This window comes from Listeria sp. Marseille-Q6474 (assembly GCF_946902005.1).
GTDB lineage: Bacteria > Bacillota > Bacilli > Lactobacillales > Listeriaceae > Listeria > Listeria innocua.
On sequence record NZ_CAMPPS010000001.1, the window covers coordinates 911,759 to 928,431 of the forward strand.

General features: G+C 36.7%; 15 protein-coding genes. 2 read left to right on the forward strand and 13 right to left on the reverse strand.

The window, feature by feature from the left end:
* Position 1 precedes the first annotated feature (1 nt).
* The 10 genes from OC533_RS04570 to OC533_RS04615 all read right to left on the reverse strand — a co-directional run bounded on the left by OC533_RS04570 (position 2) and on the right by OC533_RS04615 (position 9,087).
* Positions 2-961 (reverse strand): ring-cleaving dioxygenase, encoded by a 960-nt coding sequence (locus OC533_RS04570; RefSeq protein ID WP_003770958.1) that lies wholly within the window; start codon positions 959-961, stop codon positions 2-4.
* Positions 958-1,848 (reverse strand): VOC family protein, encoded by an 891-nt coding sequence (locus OC533_RS04575; RefSeq protein WP_003761065.1) that lies wholly within the window; start codon positions 1,846-1,848, stop codon positions 958-960. The genes OC533_RS04570 and OC533_RS04575 overlap by 4 nt, the downstream gene beginning before the upstream one ends.
* A gap of 126 nt (positions 1,849-1,974) precedes the next feature.
* Complete coding sequence (locus OC533_RS04580) at positions 1,975-2,955, reverse strand: ABC transporter permease (RefSeq protein ID WP_045553496.1); 981 nt, start codon at positions 2,953-2,955, stop codon at positions 1,975-1,977.
* The gene (locus tag OC533_RS04585) at positions 2,948-3,853 is read right to left on the reverse strand and encodes an ABC transporter ATP-binding protein (RefSeq protein WP_003761060.1); all 906 of its coding nucleotides are present in this window, start codon (positions 3,851-3,853) and stop codon (positions 2,948-2,950) included. The genes OC533_RS04580 and OC533_RS04585 overlap by 8 nt, the downstream gene beginning before the upstream one ends.
* Positions 3,825-4,646, reverse strand: a complete 822-nt coding sequence (locus OC533_RS04590) for an SGNH/GDSL hydrolase family protein (protein ID WP_194323286.1) — start codon at positions 4,644-4,646, stop codon at positions 3,825-3,827. The genes OC533_RS04585 and OC533_RS04590 overlap by 29 nt, the downstream gene beginning before the upstream one ends.
* A 142-nt stretch (positions 4,647-4,788) precedes the next feature.
* Positions 4,789-5,292 (reverse strand): hypothetical protein, encoded by a 504-nt coding sequence (locus tag OC533_RS04595; protein WP_003731229.1) that lies wholly within the window; start codon positions 5,290-5,292, stop codon positions 4,789-4,791.
* Between the two features lie 28 nt (positions 5,293-5,320).
* Positions 5,321-7,321: an ATP-binding cassette domain-containing protein gene (locus OC533_RS04600; protein WP_194323285.1), complete on the reverse strand. Its 2,001-nt coding sequence runs from the start codon at positions 7,319-7,321 to the stop codon at positions 5,321-5,323.
* Positions 7,322-7,335: 14 nt separating this feature from the next.
* Positions 7,336-8,040, reverse strand: a complete 705-nt coding sequence (locus OC533_RS04605; RefSeq protein WP_003770949.1) for a hypothetical protein — start codon at positions 8,038-8,040, stop codon at positions 7,336-7,338.
* Positions 8,037-8,726, reverse strand: coding sequence for an ABC transporter ATP-binding protein (locus tag OC533_RS04610; RefSeq protein WP_194323284.1), 690 nt, complete (start codon positions 8,724-8,726; stop codon positions 8,037-8,039). The genes OC533_RS04605 and OC533_RS04610 overlap by 4 nt, the downstream gene beginning before the upstream one ends.
* On the reverse strand, positions 8,710-9,087 hold the full coding sequence (locus OC533_RS04615) for a GntR family transcriptional regulator (protein WP_045553502.1): 378 nt from the start codon (positions 9,085-9,087) through the stop codon (positions 8,710-8,712). Before OC533_RS04615 ends, OC533_RS04610 begins: the two co-directional genes overlap by 17 nt.
* Positions 9,088-9,348: 261 nt before the next feature.
* On the opposite strand from OC533_RS04615, the gene OC533_RS04620 reads away from it, so the two are divergent.
* Positions 9,349-10,008, forward strand: coding sequence for a Crp/Fnr family transcriptional regulator (locus tag OC533_RS04620; RefSeq protein WP_194323283.1), 660 nt, complete (start codon positions 9,349-9,351; stop codon positions 10,006-10,008).
* Here the strand turns inward: OC533_RS04620 and OC533_RS04625 are convergent.
* Positions 10,005-11,894 carry a MucBP domain-containing protein gene (locus OC533_RS04625; RefSeq protein WP_194323282.1) on the reverse strand — a complete coding sequence of 630 codons (1,890 nt, stop codon included), beginning with the start codon at positions 11,892-11,894 and terminating at the stop codon, positions 10,005-10,007. The genes OC533_RS04620 and OC533_RS04625 overlap by 4 nt on opposite strands.
* A gap of 525 nt (positions 11,895-12,419) precedes the next feature.
* On the opposite strand from OC533_RS04625, the gene OC533_RS04630 reads away from it, so the two are divergent.
* On the forward strand, positions 12,420-14,393 hold the full coding sequence (locus OC533_RS04630) for a MucBP domain-containing protein (protein WP_262265232.1): 1,974 nt from the start codon (positions 12,420-12,422) through the stop codon (positions 14,391-14,393).
* Positions 14,394-14,454: 61 nt separating this feature from the next.
* Here the strand turns inward: OC533_RS04630 and OC533_RS04635 are convergent, their stop codons facing one another.
* Positions 14,455-16,008: a leucine-rich repeat domain-containing protein gene (locus tag OC533_RS04635; RefSeq protein ID WP_226894216.1), complete on the reverse strand. Its 1,554-nt coding sequence runs from the start codon at positions 16,006-16,008 to the stop codon at positions 14,455-14,457.
* 248 nt (positions 16,009-16,256) lie between these two features.
* Complete coding sequence (locus OC533_RS04640; RefSeq protein ID WP_003770937.1) at positions 16,257-16,652, reverse strand: DUF4064 domain-containing protein; 396 nt, start codon at positions 16,650-16,652, stop codon at positions 16,257-16,259.
* Between the last annotated feature and the right edge of the window lie 21 nt (positions 16,653-16,673).

The following is a 16,673-nucleotide window of genomic DNA, read 5'->3' on the forward strand; positions in this document are numbered from 1 at the left end:
TTCAGCTCCTTTTCGTGTTAATTGGGCGGACCATTTTTTCAATTTCAGCTCGTTTTGGTTCTAAAAATGGAGGTAATGCCAATTTTTCACCAAGTGTTTCGTATGGTTCATCGCCTGCAAAACCCGGACCATCTGTTGCGAATTCAAATAAAATTCGTTCTGAAACTGGTACATACAATGATTCAAAGTAGAAGCGGTTTACATAGCCAGAGTTGGGTGCTTCGATTGTATTCATGCGGTCAATCCATTTTTGTAATTCCTCGTGGTCGTCAACGCGGAAAGCTACATGGTGTACACCGCCGTAACCTTGCATTGCGGCTGGAATATCGGTACGTTCTTCCACAATCACTTGCGCCCCGTTTCCTCCTTCACCCACTTCGTATAAATGAAGTCCATCTTCTTCTGTCACTTTTCTAAAGCCAAAAATAGTTTGTAAAATTGCTTCCATATTTTTGAGCGAAACTACTGTTAAAAATACTGGTCCTAAACCGTAAATCGCATATTTTTCTGGAACTGGTCCTTTTTTCCAAGGAGTTCCTGCTGCAACTCCTTCGTTATTTTCATCTGAAATTAGTTGTAATTGTTGGTCGTCAAAGTCTTGGAAGGTAAGATATTTTTTGCCAAATAATGTTTGGATGTCACTATGCGGAACTTCTAATTGGTCAAACCGGTCAAGCCAGTATTCAAGCGCTGCATCACTTGGCACACGGAAAGATACGCGAGAAATACTATCTGTGCCGTGACGTCCTTTTGGTAAATTAGGAAAGTCGAAAAACGTCATATCCGTTCCTGCTGAACCTTTGTCATCTGCGAAAAACAAATGATACGTATGAATATCGTCTTGGTTGACTGTTTTTTTCACTAATCGCATTCCTAAAACTTCTGTGAAAAACGCATAATTTTTCTCGGCACTACTTGTCATTGCTGTTACGTGGTGAATTCCTTTTAACCCTTTAATCATGATAAATCTCCTCCAAAATAAGTTTCAATTTCTGTTCTTTTTTCTTCTAAAAAGCTTGGTAAGGCTAAGTGGTCGCCCATTGTTTCAAGTGGTTCATCGATAGTAAAACCGGGGCCAGCGCTAGCAAATTCAATTCTTAAGCCACCTGGTTCGCGGATATAGAGACTTTTAAAATACTCCCGGTCAACGAATTCTTCAATTTCCAAGTCGTTTTTTACTGCTAAATCATGAAGTTCATCAACAGCTTCTTTCGTTTCTAAAGTATATGCAATATGATCGATTGTTCCGCGTCCTGTGCGGGATTTTTTGTCTGATTTAGTAGCGTACAATTTCATAAAACTCATTTCACTCTTATCTACTATTACCCCATTCTGTTGCTTTAACCCAAAAAGCTTTGTGAAAAATTGACTAGATGCGGCTGGGTCCGGTACGTGATAGTCTGCGCCGATAATTCGAACGATTTGGTTTTCGGCTGGTATATCGGTGTGGATGGTTGGGTTAGAAATGGTTTCTGGTATTTCCGTTAGGATTATGCCCATTGTATCGGGATCTTGTAATCTAAAAGTCTGGTCTTGTTTTTTGAAAGAAATGGCAAAATCGTTTAGCCTTTTTTCCCAGTAAGAGCTTGTGTCTTTTGGTATTCCAAGGGTGATATTACCGAAAAAGGCGCGCTCGTTGTAGCTTGAGCCGATGCGAGGTACTTCGAAAAATGTTAACAAGGTACCGGGGCTGCCTGTATAGTCCCCGTAAAATAGGTGGCGCATGTGAATATTGCTTTGATTTACTGTATTTTTTACGAGCCGTAGCCCTAATATGTCTGAATAAAAATGATGGTTCTCGCTAAATGATTTTGTTAGCGCGGATACGTGATGAATGCCTTTAATCATTTGTTTGTACCTCCTTCTTGATTACTAACTATAGTTTATAACTAAACTATTAAAAAGAAAAGTTTTATGCTCACAAAAAGTAAGTAACTTTTAATGTACGCAAAAAAGAGCGCCGTTAAGCGCTCTTTAATACACATCTCGTTTTGTGAAAATAAAATAGGATAAGATGAAAGCGACTACCATCCACGCTGTTAACACAAGCATCGAAAAACTCAATGTCATTCCTTCGACGGGTGGGCTGGAGCCGTTTAAGTAGTTCGTTAGTTGTAAATTAACCATAAATAAATATTTCGCGCTTGGCCAAGAGCTGACGAGATTGGTTAAAATCGTTCCGGTAATGAGTGAAGCAAGCATAATTCCCATAACTGCTGCCGTGGACCGAACTAGCACGGATACAAACATTGTTAACACACCGACCACAACACTGACAAACCACGCGAGTCCGAACTCCATGAGCAGTAATTGCCAAACCGGAAGCTGGTACACATTGGTTGTCGTTATCGCGCCATCTTTCACACCAAACCCGGTGAGAACTGGTGCATCCCAGCCACCGTACCCAAAGACAATTCCAGAAATCAGGTAGGCAATAACGGCGGATAATACCATAATTGCGGAAATCGAGAGTAGCATCGATATATATTTACTCGTCAAAATCCGCCATCGCTTCACAGGCCTTGTCAGCAGGAACTTCATTGTTCCCGCGCTTGTTTCAGCACTGATTAAGTCGGCTGCTATTACCATGATAAAAAGTGGAAACAACAAACTAATACCATTTTCGACAAACGTTTTTAAGAAAGTTGGTGCTCCAGGTGCATTGGGATTGATGTCATTATCTAAATAATATTGTAGTTGCCCGACAAGCACTTTGAAATATTTTTGATATTCTTCGGGTAGTCGCCCTGTGCCGAGTCTGTTTTCAAGGTCGACGATTTGTTGCTGAGTCTGTACATGCCAATCACTTGTCCCAGCTTGCTTTTCATCTTCTTGATACTGCCGGAACTGCGCATACGTGAAAATCGCTACGATAATTGCTACCAATGCTAAAATAACGATGAGTCGCTTTTTGCGCCAAAGTTTTAGCTGTTCATTATAGACTAAATTAATCAATCGAATGACCTCCTGTTAACTCAAGAAATAGGTCTTCGAGAGATGGTTTTTTCTTGTCGATTTCATGGACTTGAATGCCTTTTGCAACCAACTGTTCGTTCCATTCGGCGCTACGTTCATTCACTGCGGTCACGAGATATTCGCCGTCCACTTCGACTTCGGTTACACTTGCCAAAAATGCTTTGGCTTGTTCAAAAGGAGTCGCCAGCCAGCGTAATTGTGCACGGGAACTAAGGAGGTGTGAAACTTGGTCGGTTTTAATAATCGTCCCGTCTGTCATAATCGCCACCCGATCACATAAAAGCTCAATTTCACTTAATAAATGCGACGAAACGAGCACGCTAATTCCTTCATTTCTGGCAAGCGCACGGATAAAGTCGCGCATTTCATGAATTCCAGATGGATCGAGACCGTTTGTTGGTTCATCAAGGATTAATAATTTCGGACTGGAAAGTAACGCTTGGGCAATGCCTAAACGCTGGCGCATACCAAGTGAATAGGTGGAAACTCGGTCATTTATCCGTTTTTCTAGCCCAACTAGCTCGGTTACTTCCTGAATACGTTCTTTTTTTATCGAGGGATCCATTCGGGCAAAATACGCCAAATTTTCTTGCCCTGTTAAAAATGTATAGAATTCCGGATTTTCCACGATAGAGCCAAGACCGCGCATTGCTTCGGTGAAATTTTTTCGAATATCTTTGCCACCGATTAAAATCGTTCCAGATGTTGGTTTAATCAACCCCACGATCATTCGGATCGTAGTTGTTTTGCCCGCTCCATTTGGTCCTAGAAAACCGAATACTTCTCCTGGTCGTACTTCAAAAGAAATCCCTTTGATAATTTCTCGTTTGCGGATTTTTTTATGCAGGTTAGTTACTTGAAGTGCTAGCTCCGTCATCGCCTTTTCCCCCTCCCGTCTGTATCACTTCTGTCACCCGATTACCGATAAACTGGTATCCCGCATGATTTGGGTGGAATTTATCACTTGCTAAATAAGCCGCTCCATTTTGTTGAAATAAATCAAAGGTTGGAATGTAAATAATGTTTTTCTCATTTTGTGATAGATTTTGACTCTCTAAATTCCATTCATTCGCAACAGCCGACATCTCACTCGCATTTTCTAACGACATAAACGGATTATAGAGCCCAATATGAAAAACTGGCGCGGATGGATTTAATTTTCGTATCGTTTGGTAAATTTGTTTTAAGTTATTCGTGTAGCTTGCTTCGGCTTGTTTAATCGCATCACTTTTGAAATCATCAAGTGCTTCCCCGCCGCGAAATAAATCATTGCCGCCGATTGTCATTAAGACTACATCAGCTGATTTTATTTGATTCTGTACTTCTTTTTGTTCCAATTGTTTGAGTAATTGTCCTGATTTCGCCCCGCTAATAGCAAGATTGACGTTCTCGACATTTTTCTCTTTTTGTTTATAGAAATTTTCCACAACCCGAACATACCCACCTCCTTCTGTGTCACCAACGCCATATGTAAGTGAGTCGCCGAGTGCAGTTATTTTAAAGGTATCTTGTTTTTTCGTTACAGTAGTATCTTTTTTGGTAGCTGAATTTGTATTATTTGCTTGATGATTTTTTTGCCCGTACCAAATTGACACTACACCAACAACACTAACAACTAGCGCAATAACGGAAAAAACGAAAAGAATTTGAACCGTTCTACTCTTCTTCAATGACTACCACCCGCCTTTTTCTTGAGGTTTATTTGTCCCTAAGTATAGCATATTTTAAAATGGGAATAACGATATAGCGTTTTTAGTAAATTTATCTGATATTAAAAAACACTCACCCCTAAAGGTGAGTGCTTTCTTATTCTTATTCCGCTACAATTGCTTTCGTCAAATCATCGACAAAATCTTGTTTGTTTTCTGCTTTCGATGCTTCGGAAATTGCATCAATATCTTTCGGTTTATCATCCCAACGGCCAGAATCTGCTGTTACCGCAATATGGATACTTTTATCTTTATTATCATTCATAAAAGTGGTTACGTTTTCTGGAATATCATCGGACTGTACTGTAGTGAATAGAACTACTTTGTCATAATCATCTGCTTTTACTTTGTCTAGTTTTGTTGTATCGATAATCGAAACATGTACGTTTTTGCCTTCCATGTCTTTTTTCACTTGATCCATTACGCTGTCTTTAAATTTACTACCTTGAGTTGCCAGCAATACGTGATCTCCTGTAGCTGATTTGTTTATTTCGGCATTTTCAGTAACATCCATTGATTTAATAAAACGGTAGGATAGCATCACTCCTGCAAATATAACTACTGCGATTCCTACGACGATTAAGCTGATTTTTAGTGGTTTTTTCATGTTAAATTCCTCTTTTCTGTTAGTTGGGTCATTCTGATCTTAAAGCTTCTGCTGCATCTAATTTTGCTGCTTTATTACTTGGATAAATCGAGAAAATAAAGCCAATTGTAATTGTTATTGCGAGTGTGACAAGGAAATTCCAGAACGAAATGTGAATCATATCTTCAAAACCAATGTTCGTTTCTAAAATTGGACTCGCTATTTTTGCAATTGTCACGGCGACAAGACTTGATAGTACATTTGCTAAAATAATAATATAGCTTGCTTCCATCATGAAAAGTCCGCGAATATGACGTTTTCGATAACCAATCGCTCGGAATACCCCGATTTCTCTTGTTCGTTCAACCACACCGATATAAAGCACAATAGCAATCATCACGCCAGCAACAGCCAGCGAAAGACCTGCAATAAAGGCAATCAAGTACACAATAATATCGGTAAACTGGCTAAATGTATCTACGAAAGCATTCGCATTAGTAATCGAATAATTCGCCCAGTCTTTGTCATCCTCATATTTTCCAACGATTTCCTCTGCTTGTGCTGTTGTTTTTGTAAATGCATCTACAGATAAAATCGGTTTTTCAATACCAGTTGTTTTAATAAAATCATTCATTGTTTTTGTAGAAACGTCAAATCCTCTAGCAAAACCTTCTTTAGATGGATTTGTAATACCAGAAATGATTGTTTCTATTTTGACCGTATTTTTTGTGTCGCTATTTCTTCCGGCATAAACTAAGGTTATTGTTTTACCAATGAGTTTATCGCCGTCACTTTTTGTTAAGTCATCAGAATCCTTTTTTCCAAGAATAGCTCTTGCTACATTAGAAGGGATAACTGCTCCTGCTTCATCACTTGTCACCATTTTCCCGCTTAGAAGATATTCATCTTTGACCGTCAAATCTTCATAGCGTGATGGCTTAAAGTTGGCTTCTTGCATTTCACCAGAAATACCTTTCAAATATTCGCCATCGTATTCAAATTTAATGCCTTGGACAGTAGTTCTTTCATAAATTTCAGTAATGTTTTCATCTTCATACAATTGCTTAATTTTCTTAATTTCACTACTCGTTAATGGAGTAGTCGGTTCAGGTGATTTCGAGCCACCATCTTCTTTATAATAAGTCGTAATCTGGTTAGGTGAAAAAGTCGTTCCAAAAATCTTTGAAAGACTTTGATTCACTCCATTTCCAAGTCCGAATGCTAATAAAATGGCGATAATTCCAATCGAAGTCCCAAGTGCTACGAGCAAATTCCGAAACTTTCTATTGAAAAAGCTTTTAAAAGAAATTTTAGCAGTGGCCCACCAGTTTAGACGTAACTTTTTTTCATTTTTGTGGCTCACTCTTTGGATAACTTCTTTTTTCCGTTCAAATGAAATCATTTCTCCATCTGCTAGTCGTAATACCGCATCGGTTTGGTCCGCAATGTTTAAATCATGCGTGACGATGATGACTGTCGTTCCTTGTTTCGCTAACGTTTTTAATAGCTTAATGATTTCCTCTGAAGTTACACTATCAAGCGCTCCGGTTGGTTCATCTGCAATAAGCATATCTGGATTGCTAGCAAGCGATCTCGCAATTGCTACCCGTTGCTTTTGTCCACCAGAAAGTTGCGTTGGTTTTTTACTAGCAAATTCGTCTAATCCAACTTGTTTCAGCAAATCTAGCGCTCTCGCATTTCGGTCACTTTCCGATAATTCGGCATTCAAATATAAAGGAACTTTGACATTTTCAATAACAGACATATGGTTAACTAAATGAAAGCTTTGAAAAATAAAACCAATATGATTAAAATGATAGGCGTCTAAGTCTATATCTTGTAAATCAGCGCCATTGTATAAAACTTGTCCGGAATAGTCGGTATCTAGCCCACTAATAATATTCAGCAAAGTGGACTTACCGCTACCGCTTTTCCCGATGATTGCCGCAAATTCCCCGTCTTGAATCGTTACATTAATATCTTTCAAAACAGGAGTCTCGTTTTTCTTTCCAAGCTTGTAAGATTTTTTTAAGCGCTTAATTTCTAACATGTATTCTCCTACTTTCAAATAGTATCCATTTTTTTAGATTTCATATAGATATAACTGCCTGCAATAACTGAACATAATCCTACATTCCAAACAATAGAAAGAAGTGAAATCTCAAAATGACCATTTGGCAAAATAGAGATAATTCCCGCACTGTTATAAATATGCAAGTAGTATTCAGCTAATAAATTGATTATTAGGATTGCAAAAAGAAGTAGAACAACGGCCGCTTTCTGAAGAGAACTCGCCTTCACGTGATCTTTTAACCAACCTACCGGAATAACAAAGTAACAAACAAACATAGCGATAAATAAAAACATCATCAGCGTTCCAGATACAAACGATAACGCATCACCTGCTCCAATTCGTCCTGTTTCAAAACCGTAATACCAAATAAAAGCACTTTGAAGTAAAATAACTGCAATTGCTGATAAATAAGCAGCAAATAGTTTTCCGAAAAATTTCTTTGTTTCCGAAAATCCGGAAAGAGAAGCGAGCGTTAAGTTTTCTTTCGATGTGTCGAGTTTCGTGATTTTCCAAGTTGTGATAAGAACGAGAATTAAGCTTATCACCGTCGTTCCTCGAATCGCTCTAAAAAGTAAATCCGTTCCCTCCAGTAGATTTATCGTGAACCCTAGAAAGTTCAGCCCCAAGATAATTGCAAGTCCAATCAAAAGAATAGGACTAATTTGTTTTAAATAAAAAGTAATCATTTTTGTCATTTGTTCATTTCCTCCTTATAAAAATCGATTAATGAGTTGCCTGTTCTCTCGCGATAAGTTTCTGTTTCTATAGTTTTTAATGTATTATCTTTAATTAACCAAAGTTTGTTATATAATTTTTCCGTTCCTTCTAAATGATGCGAAGAAATAATCGTGATAGCATCTGGCTCTGTTTCGCTAATAATAGCCTTCATTACTTCTGAACGAGCCATAATATCAATACTTGCAAATGGTTCATCGTAAAGATACACTTTGGCTTGTCTTGCTAAAACACTAGCAATTTTCACTTTCGTCAACATACCTGTCGATAGTTCACCAAGTTTTAAACGTTTACTAATGCGCCATCCTGAAAGTAGTCTTTCCCACTTATCTAAATCCATATTTTCAAAAAGAAGCGCATGTTGTTTCATAAATTCTTCTATAGTAATACTTTTTTTAGCGTAAAGTTCATTGTTTAGATAAGCGATTTGCTGACGGATTTCACTCGTTATGAAAACTTCATTATCTAGTAGTAATGTGCCGCTATCTGGTCTCTTCAAATTTGCTAACATATCTAGCAAGGTCGTTTTCCCGCTGCCATTTTCACCAGTGAGCACGATCATGTCGCCTGGTTTTGCTTCGAAGTCCACATTTTGTAAGACTAATTTATTTGGATAGGATTTAGCAAGATTATTTCCCACTAACATTTACTTCTACCTCCTCTACTTTTTTCACCCAAGCGATGATTTTTTCTTTATTAATTCCTAATTTACTCATTTCACTAATAAAATTTTCGGTAAGTTGTTTTGCGATGTCATTTTCCAATTGCTCAATTCTCCTCTTATCTTCTGTCAAATATTTACCAGTACCGCGAACGGTGAAAATAATTCCTGCTTCTTCCAGTTCTGCATAAGCTCGCTGGATGGTTGTCGGATTTACTTCTAACTTTGTTGCTAATTCTCTTACAGATAGTAGCTTGTCACCAGCCTCGTATGTTCCTGTAACAATTTCTGTATGAATATAATGAACGATTTGCTTATAAATGGGTTTACTATCATCAAACTTCATAATTTCCTCCTTTCGCCTGTCTGTCCGTATCACCGTACCACCTGGGTCACACTGGCTATGAATGTACTATATCAAAGGAAAATCGCTTCATTTATATACTTCATATACCGAGCAAGCGTTTTTCTCACTACAAAATTTCTTTTCAAACTTTTATCCCTCTCTCCAAGCGACTTTAGCAGGAGTCACAAACTGTTCATAACTCTTTTTGAAAAGAATTAAGGTATAATAAATGGGTAAATATGTAAAAAAGGAGTGGTCCTAATGACGGAAAAATTCAATACAGTGCTCAGTTATCTAAAAGAATTTCCTGACTACTATAAATATGTAACAAAGAAAACCTATACAATGAATGAAAAAATTATTTTTGAACAAGAAAAAGCAAAACATATCTTTTTTGTTGTGGAAGGTTATGCTGCGGTAGAATTAGAGAACAATTTAAGAAAAACAAACTATATATCAATATTCGTTCTTCCAAATAATGTGTTAGGGATTGATGCATTCTCGTCATTTCCAAAGAAAAAACATAGTATTACCGTCATGAGTGAGCAAATGGTGCTCTATAAAATAGAAGCAGACTTTTTACTAAACATTTTATCGGTAAAACCTGATGTGAATGATTTTCTTTTGACAAGTATTGCTGACGTATTTGCTCGCCACTATGCACTACTTGGAATGATTGCAAAAACACCTAAAGAACGGATTTACATGGCTTTAGAAAATCTTGCTGTAGAGATGGGCACTGAAGATGAAGAAAGAAATGAGATTGTGTTACCAAACTTTATCAATCAGTCAGTCCTTGCAAGATATTGCCGTACAACCCAGCCAAACATATCTAATTTACTCACAGAGCTTGTAGACGAAGAATTTTTAGTCAATAAAAAAAGCCCTTATCGGATAGATAAGGACTCCTTAGATATTTAATTTTGTTTGTGTTTACGGCGTAATAATCCAAGCGCTGCAAATACAAATATTAAGCCAAACATGCTATACAAAACGCTATCCCAAAGTTTATCGCCAGTAGTTGGAAGTTTTAATTTACCAGCTATAGTTGATTTTTCACTTTGAGTTGGCGTTATTTTTATTGTTTCTATCTTATCTGCTGATGTTTGGTGGTTTGTAGCTGGTGTAGTTTCGTTATTTTGTTGCGCTGGTACTACAGGGTTTAGCGGTGTAACTGGAGGCGCTGGAACGGCTTTTTCTTTAACTGTTACATTAATTGTTATTGATTCGCCGCCAAAGCTATAAGTGACTGGATAAATACCTGCTTTCGTGGTGTCAACTTCACCGTCCACCTGCACATCACTAAAGGAAACAGCGGTACCGACTGAATCTATCGCACCATCAAAATTGTCCTCTCCGCTCCATGCATCGTCTACATAAATCGTCGAATCGTGCGCTTTAATTTTTGCAGGTACTGCTTGATAAACATAAGTGACTGTTTGCGAGTTTATTTCGAATACGCCACTTGCATTTACCGGCAGTTTACTTTCATCTAATGTAAATCCAGCAATTTCTTTTGCTTCAGCTTGATACGTATCATCTATTTTACCTGTTAGAATATCTGAAGTGGTTAGTTCCTCGCCATTTGGGTTTACATATTTTACTGTGACTGGTGCGCCGTCTGCCTTTTTATATACATAAGTGACCGTTTGCTCGTCTAAGCTAAGTGTCCCGGTCGCATTTTCTGGTAGTTGGTTAGTATCGAGTTCGTATTTATCAATTGCTAGCTCATATTCAGGCGTTGTCACATCATAGCCATCGCCTACATTACCACTTACCGTTTGCGACTCGTGAATCTCTGCCCCTGTTTCATCCACATATTTAACTGTTAAATCATTTGCCTTAACTGGTAAAATATCAATTAAAAAAGTTGCTTGGTTTTGAGGATTGTTAGTCGCATTATCAAGAACTACTTTAATCACATGTATGCCTGATTTAAAATTCGTTAACGGAATGCTAATATCCGATGTCAGCACCCCGTCATAAAGCACCTTGCCATCATTCGTATCGGTAATCGTCACATCATGGCCATCAAACAATTCCGAGTCAAACATATATACTACTTGTAAATTAATAAATGTAGGACTATTTTTTAAAAATGGCGTAAGCTTCATATCATTAGTTAGATTAGAAATAAAAGAATTATTCGCTTTAATATGACCGCTATACTCTGGTGTATTAGCTGGATAAATAAATGTATATGGTGAGTAAACACTTGGTTCTGGTTTTTGACTGTTAATCGTTACTTGGTTACCAGAAACATTTACTTCATTTGCGCCAGTTCTATTCTCATAAAGACTTAAAGGAAGTTGCCCGACTAATTTATTACTTTGCAAAGCGATGGAAGGAATATTTCCAAGACCATCCGGAATTTTTCCTGAGAATTGATTATAATCTAAGCGCAGTTCTGTTAGCTTTTGTAATTGACCTAATTCACTAGGAATCTCCCCTGATAAATTATTACTATAAAGCAAAAGTCTTTCGAGAGACACTAGGTTTTTAATCTCTGGTGGGACTTCTCCCGTAAGCGACCTATTGCTTAAAGAAATGGTCTTAATCTTAGCCAAATCCTCAAAAGTTAGATCAACACCGACTTTTTTCGGAGCTAATTGTCTATTTACCTCATTGATTAACCACGCTTGTCCTCCTAAATCTTCAGAAGTAACAATATCAGTATTATTTTGATTTAAATTAATTAGTTGATTTGTTTCTTTTGTTGTTTCTGTTGCTATTCCGGAAATGGGAAAACCCCAAACAAAATTTAATGAGAGAACAACAGCAGAAAGATAAAGAAAAGCTTTTTTCATTAATGTATAACCTCCAGTGTTTTTGATTACTCCTAAAATTATACGCTAAACAATATTATTAAAATGCCTAATAAGGTACCTAAAATTACCATTTGTGAACATTTTTAGAACATTTCATATCATAAAAGCAGCATGCCTTTTGATTTCCAAGCACTTTTCTTTGACACATTTACCTCAAAAAACCGAAAATTATTTCCGTGAACAAAACAAGTATCCACAGAAGAAAAATCTAATAACACATTGACACTACTTGTTTTCTAATTCAAAAAAGCATTCAAATCAATACCCTCTAAATAGCTCCCTTTAGTCTAAACAGCATCTAAAATAGTTATAAAACAGTTAAATCGGGTCTAAATTTGAACAAACCCTGTTTTTCGCCATTTTTGTGATTTCGTCACCAAATAGTCACATTTAAGAAATCATACGCGATTTTTAGGTCTGATTTTAGTACTACAGAAATATGGGAAAGGACTATAATTAACTCATAAATAATAAAACAAACTATAAAAGGATGTGCAATACCTCTTGAGAAAAACTTTTCTAATCCTCATTTGCTCCATGCTACTCGCAACACTCGTCCCCTTCACTTTCCCAAAAGCTACCACTGAACCGACGTCTTGGATTGAAACAGAATTAGATGGTAACGAAGCTTTTATCTCAGCCACAGAAAGAACCCTCAATAAAAAACGCGAAGATATTACATTGGCAGATTTAGAAACAATCACTTCTCTTGATCCAGAGGGTGCCTCTTCTATACCTGATAATATAACAGACTATAAAAATTTAACTAGGCTCTCTGTAACAAGAGGCTCTCTGACTGAAGTACCGGAGAGTATTAGCGAATTAAAAAAGCTAACCTTTTTAAGTTTTTATAGTAATAAACTGACAGAATTTCCAACGGTTGTTTTTGAATTACCAGCTTTAGACTCACTATCAATAGAAAAAAATAATATTAGTGAAATTCCTGAAGAAATTACGAATATGTCTTCACATTTATCAAGTCTCAATGTTCGTAATAACAATTTAATTTCCATTCCTGATAAGTTTTTTACAACTAAATGGGCTAGCCGCAGTGGCCTACTAATTATAGATACAGAAGGAAATCAAATTACTTCAGATATTCCTGTTGATTATTTAGATAACTATAATAATGGCGGAAACATGTTAGAGAATTACAATTATCGTCAAAAGCAAGATCAATTGGTTTATAAAGGCGATCCAATCGTAGTTCCTTACAAAACAGCCTTTAAACAACTGACTCCTGATAAATCCAAACTAGGATTAGCCTCTAATAATGCTTTATATCCTACTCACGAATTCGAATATTATGACGACGGTTCTTCAACGCTTGAAAACGGGGTAGCCACAACAGAAGGTGAAGGTTTCATTACGATTAAAAGCACCTTATCAACTACCTCCAACCCATTTGCAAAAGTACGGGTGCCAATCGTTGTGGAAGCTCCTCCAGAAGGCTCCGATGTCACAGTCGAATACAAAAGTACCACAGGAGAAACAATTGCTCCTTCTGAAACTTTAAAAGGTTTATTAGAAGCAAATTACACGTCTGAAGCTAAAACGATTCCTGGCTACACACTGACAGAAACACCCGCTAATGCGAACGGTACTTTTTTAAATGATCCACAAACAGTCACTTATGTTTATTCAAAAGACCCCGTTCCTGCTAAACCAGTTACTGTAAAATATGTTGATGATAAAGGTAAAGAACTAGCACCATCAGAAACATTCACTGGTTTTATAGACGATGATTATACTTCTACAGAAAAAACGATTGAAGGATACACATTAGTAGAAACACCAGCAAACGCCAACGGAAAATTAACAGCAGACCCACAAACAGTGAATTACATTTACACTAAAAATATTATCCCAGCTGAGTCTGTAACAATTAATTATGTGAGCGATACAGGTGAAGAGTTAGCAGAACAAACTGTCTTAGATGGCAATATTGGAGATTCCTATTCTTCTTTTGCCAAAACAATTCAAGGTTATAAGCTAACTACAACACCAACAAATGCGAACGGTACATTTTCTGATACTAAACAAAGCGTTAATTACGTGTACACTAAAGACAAATCTTTACTAAAAGCAAAAATTGGTAAAGTCGAAGTAGAATTTGTTGATTCCACAAACACGCCAATCAGTAATCCTTTAATAGTAGAAGGAGAAATTGGAAAAACGTATAAAATCACTCATAAAGAAATAGCAGGATACACACTAAAAAAAGAGCCCTCCAATGAGCTCGGAACATTTGATCAAACACCAAAAAAAGTCACTTTTGTATATCAAAAAGAAGACAGTTCAGAAAAATCACCATCGAACAAAACAACTTTTAATAAATCGATAACAAAAGCAGAATCAAGCACAGTAGGAATGCCAAAACTTCCAAAAACTGGTGATAAGAGTCCATTAATTCCTTCACTAGTAGGAATCTTCCTTTTAAGTTCTGCCATTGTTGTTTGGAGAAAGAATCAGCTGTAAATCTGAATAATAATTAATAAAAAAAGACGATAAACCGAGGTTTATCGTCTTTTTGAATGGCTTAAATTTGTTTTTTCTTCCAAAGTAAACTAGCAAATCCAACAAATAATAGCCCAATCAGCACCAAGTATAAGTTAGTATCACCTGTTTTTGGTAGTGTTCTTTGTTGTTTTGAGTCATCTAAAGAAGTTGCGTTTTCTGATGCCGCTATAGTTCCAGATTGTTCTCCCTTAATCTCCATATCACCCGATCCCTCGGAGGAGACTATTTCATCCGGTTTAACTGGATCTGTTGGTTTTGTTGGGGCAACTGGACTTGCAGGATCAACTGGATCTGTTGCTTGTTCTTCATACTGAGCATATAGTGTCATATTGTTTGCTGGCATTTTATCTGTAGCGAAGTTCCATTTCTTTCCACCAATTTTTGCATCGTACCAACCAGTGAACGTGAACCCTTTTTTGCTAGGCTTTGCGGGTTCAGTTACTAATTCATCACTAGCAAAAGTCCTTGTAGATAGTGTTCCTTCATTGTCAAAGGTTACTGTATATCCTCCAACAAGGGATTGTGTGACCTTTCCACTAAATTCCCCTGTCGATCTGCCAATTTGAGTTGTCTCAGAAAAAGAGTAATCTAGATTTGCGACAAAGCTTGGAAGTTGCCAAGATAAGATAGCATTTGAATAACTACCGCTATTACTAATATTCTTCGGCGTCACAAGTGTTCCATTGATATTTTTCACTTTATTTTCCAGTGTGAAATTTGTAGAAAAAGCTTTGGGTTGATTGACAATACTCTGATCCTCTGCAAAAAAGTAATCTAATTTGCCAAAATCAGCATTTTTCAACGAACTAATATCACTAATGTGGTTGTTGCTAATATCAATATAAAAATCATCTGTCAATGGATCCTCTGAATATAGTGTCATCTTACTTAACGGACTAATATCACTTATTTCATTATTGTTAAGTGTTAATTGTTGAAACGATTTACCAGCGAGCGGGCTAATATCCTTGATTTTATTATCGGCCAAATAAATATAAACAAATTGGTTTGCCGGGAAATCTCTTAACACACTTATATTACTTATACTATTATTATTTAGTCTTACCGAATTTAAATTTGGCAATGAGCTAAGTGTGCTTATATCACTTATATTATTATTCGATGCATCTAATATTTTTATTTTTGGAGATTTACTAAGCGGTGATAAATCATTAATATTATTTTCAGAAATATATACAGTTTCTAACTCTGATAATCCTTCTAACGGTGAAATGTTACTTACAGACTGCCCAGAAATATCAAATTCCGATAAATTTTGAAGATACTCGACACCCTCTATCGAATAAATTATTGGCCCCGGCATACGGTCAGAGGTGCTGCCATCTAACTTTGTAATGTTATCTAAATCTGCCTGAGATACTTCATCTGCTGAACTACTCTTATAAGTGACTTCAGCTATTACTTTAGCCATATTTTCATCAGGAAAAACCTCAATTATTGGTTTCGGTGATGTTAAAATACTCTTTTCGGCTGCATTGGCGTTTGGAGAACTAATAAAACTAATTAAGACGAGAGATACGACTAGTAGCGACATTGTGAGTGTTTTTTTCATGTAGTTAATCATTCCTCCTAGATGTATAAACGCTTATTTATGAAATTGGTACTTATCCAGTATACAATCAACATAAAATTAACAAGTACTAAAATCAGACTCAATTTTCTGAATTACATTTAAAATGTGAATAAAATGTGAAGTTCAAGAAACATTTACTGATTTCCAGTACTTTTTTTGTAAAAAAAATAGACTGTAAACAAAATGATTTCTCAAATTGTTACAATCTATTTTTTCTAAAGCCCCTTTTAGAAAGTTTGTACTTTTCTCGCTAGGCACATAATACCTGCGATAACTGCAAGTACGCCTGGAACGATCCATAGTAAGCTAACTAAGAAGAAACCGCCTACACCAGCTACTAGCGTTAAGATACCAAATACTTTCGCATTACGTTTAATTAATACTGCGAAAACTATCAAAGCAATACCAATAACTAAAGCGATTGCAGATAAAATTACTGCGAAACCTCCAGCAGCAGCAAGTGCTTCTGTATCAGTAGTAGACATTGTTGCAGCGCCAGATAGTTCTTCGCTACCAGATAAAGCAGCAAGAATACCTCCACCTGCGATTCCTGTAATACCAGCGATAATACCTGTAATTCCTGCTATTAATGTTAGAATGAATTCTGGTTTTCTTGGATTCATGTTGTAAAACCTCCCTTTTTT

Bases quoted from the DNA above. Each gene is read 5' to 3' on its own strand.
- OC533_RS04635 (WP_226894216.1), bottom strand. From the start codon at position 16,008: ATGAAAAAAACACTCACAATGTCGCTACTAGTCGTATCTCTCGTCTTA.
- OC533_RS04575 (WP_003761065.1), bottom strand. From the start codon at position 1,848: ATGATTAAAGGCATTCATCACGTATCCGCGCTAACAAAATCATTTAGC.
- OC533_RS04600 (WP_194323285.1), bottom strand. From the start codon at position 7,321: ATGTTAGAAATTAAGCGCTTAAAAAAATCTTACAAGCTTGGAAAGAAA.
- OC533_RS04585 (WP_003761060.1), bottom strand. From the start codon at position 3,853: ATGACGGAGCTAGCACTTCAAGTAACTAACCTGCATAAAAAAATCCGC.
- OC533_RS04640 (WP_003770937.1), bottom strand. From the start codon at position 16,652: ATGAATCCAAGAAAACCAGAATTCATTCTAACATTAATAGCAGGAATT.
- OC533_RS04625 (WP_194323282.1), bottom strand. From the start codon at position 11,894: ATGAAAAAAGCTTTTCTTTATCTTTCTGCTGTTGTTCTCTCATTAAAT.
- OC533_RS04595 (WP_003731229.1), bottom strand. From the start codon at position 5,292: ATGAAAAAACCACTAAAAATCAGCTTAATCGTCGTAGGAATCGCAGTA.
- OC533_RS04605 (WP_003770949.1), bottom strand. From the start codon at position 8,040: ATGACAAAAATGATTACTTTTTATTTAAAACAAATTAGTCCTATTCTT.
- OC533_RS04615 (WP_045553502.1), bottom strand. From the start codon at position 9,087: ATGAAGTTTGATGATAGTAAACCCATTTATAAGCAAATCGTTCATTAT.
- OC533_RS04620 (WP_194323283.1), top strand. From the start codon at position 9,349: ATGACGGAAAAATTCAATACAGTGCTCAGTTATCTAAAAGAATTTCCT.
- OC533_RS04610 (WP_194323284.1), bottom strand. From the start codon at position 8,726: ATGTTAGTGGGAAATAATCTTGCTAAATCCTATCCAAATAAATTAGTC.
- OC533_RS04570 (WP_003770958.1), bottom strand. From the start codon at position 961: ATGATTAAAGGGTTAAAAGGAATTCACCACGTAACAGCAATGACAAGT.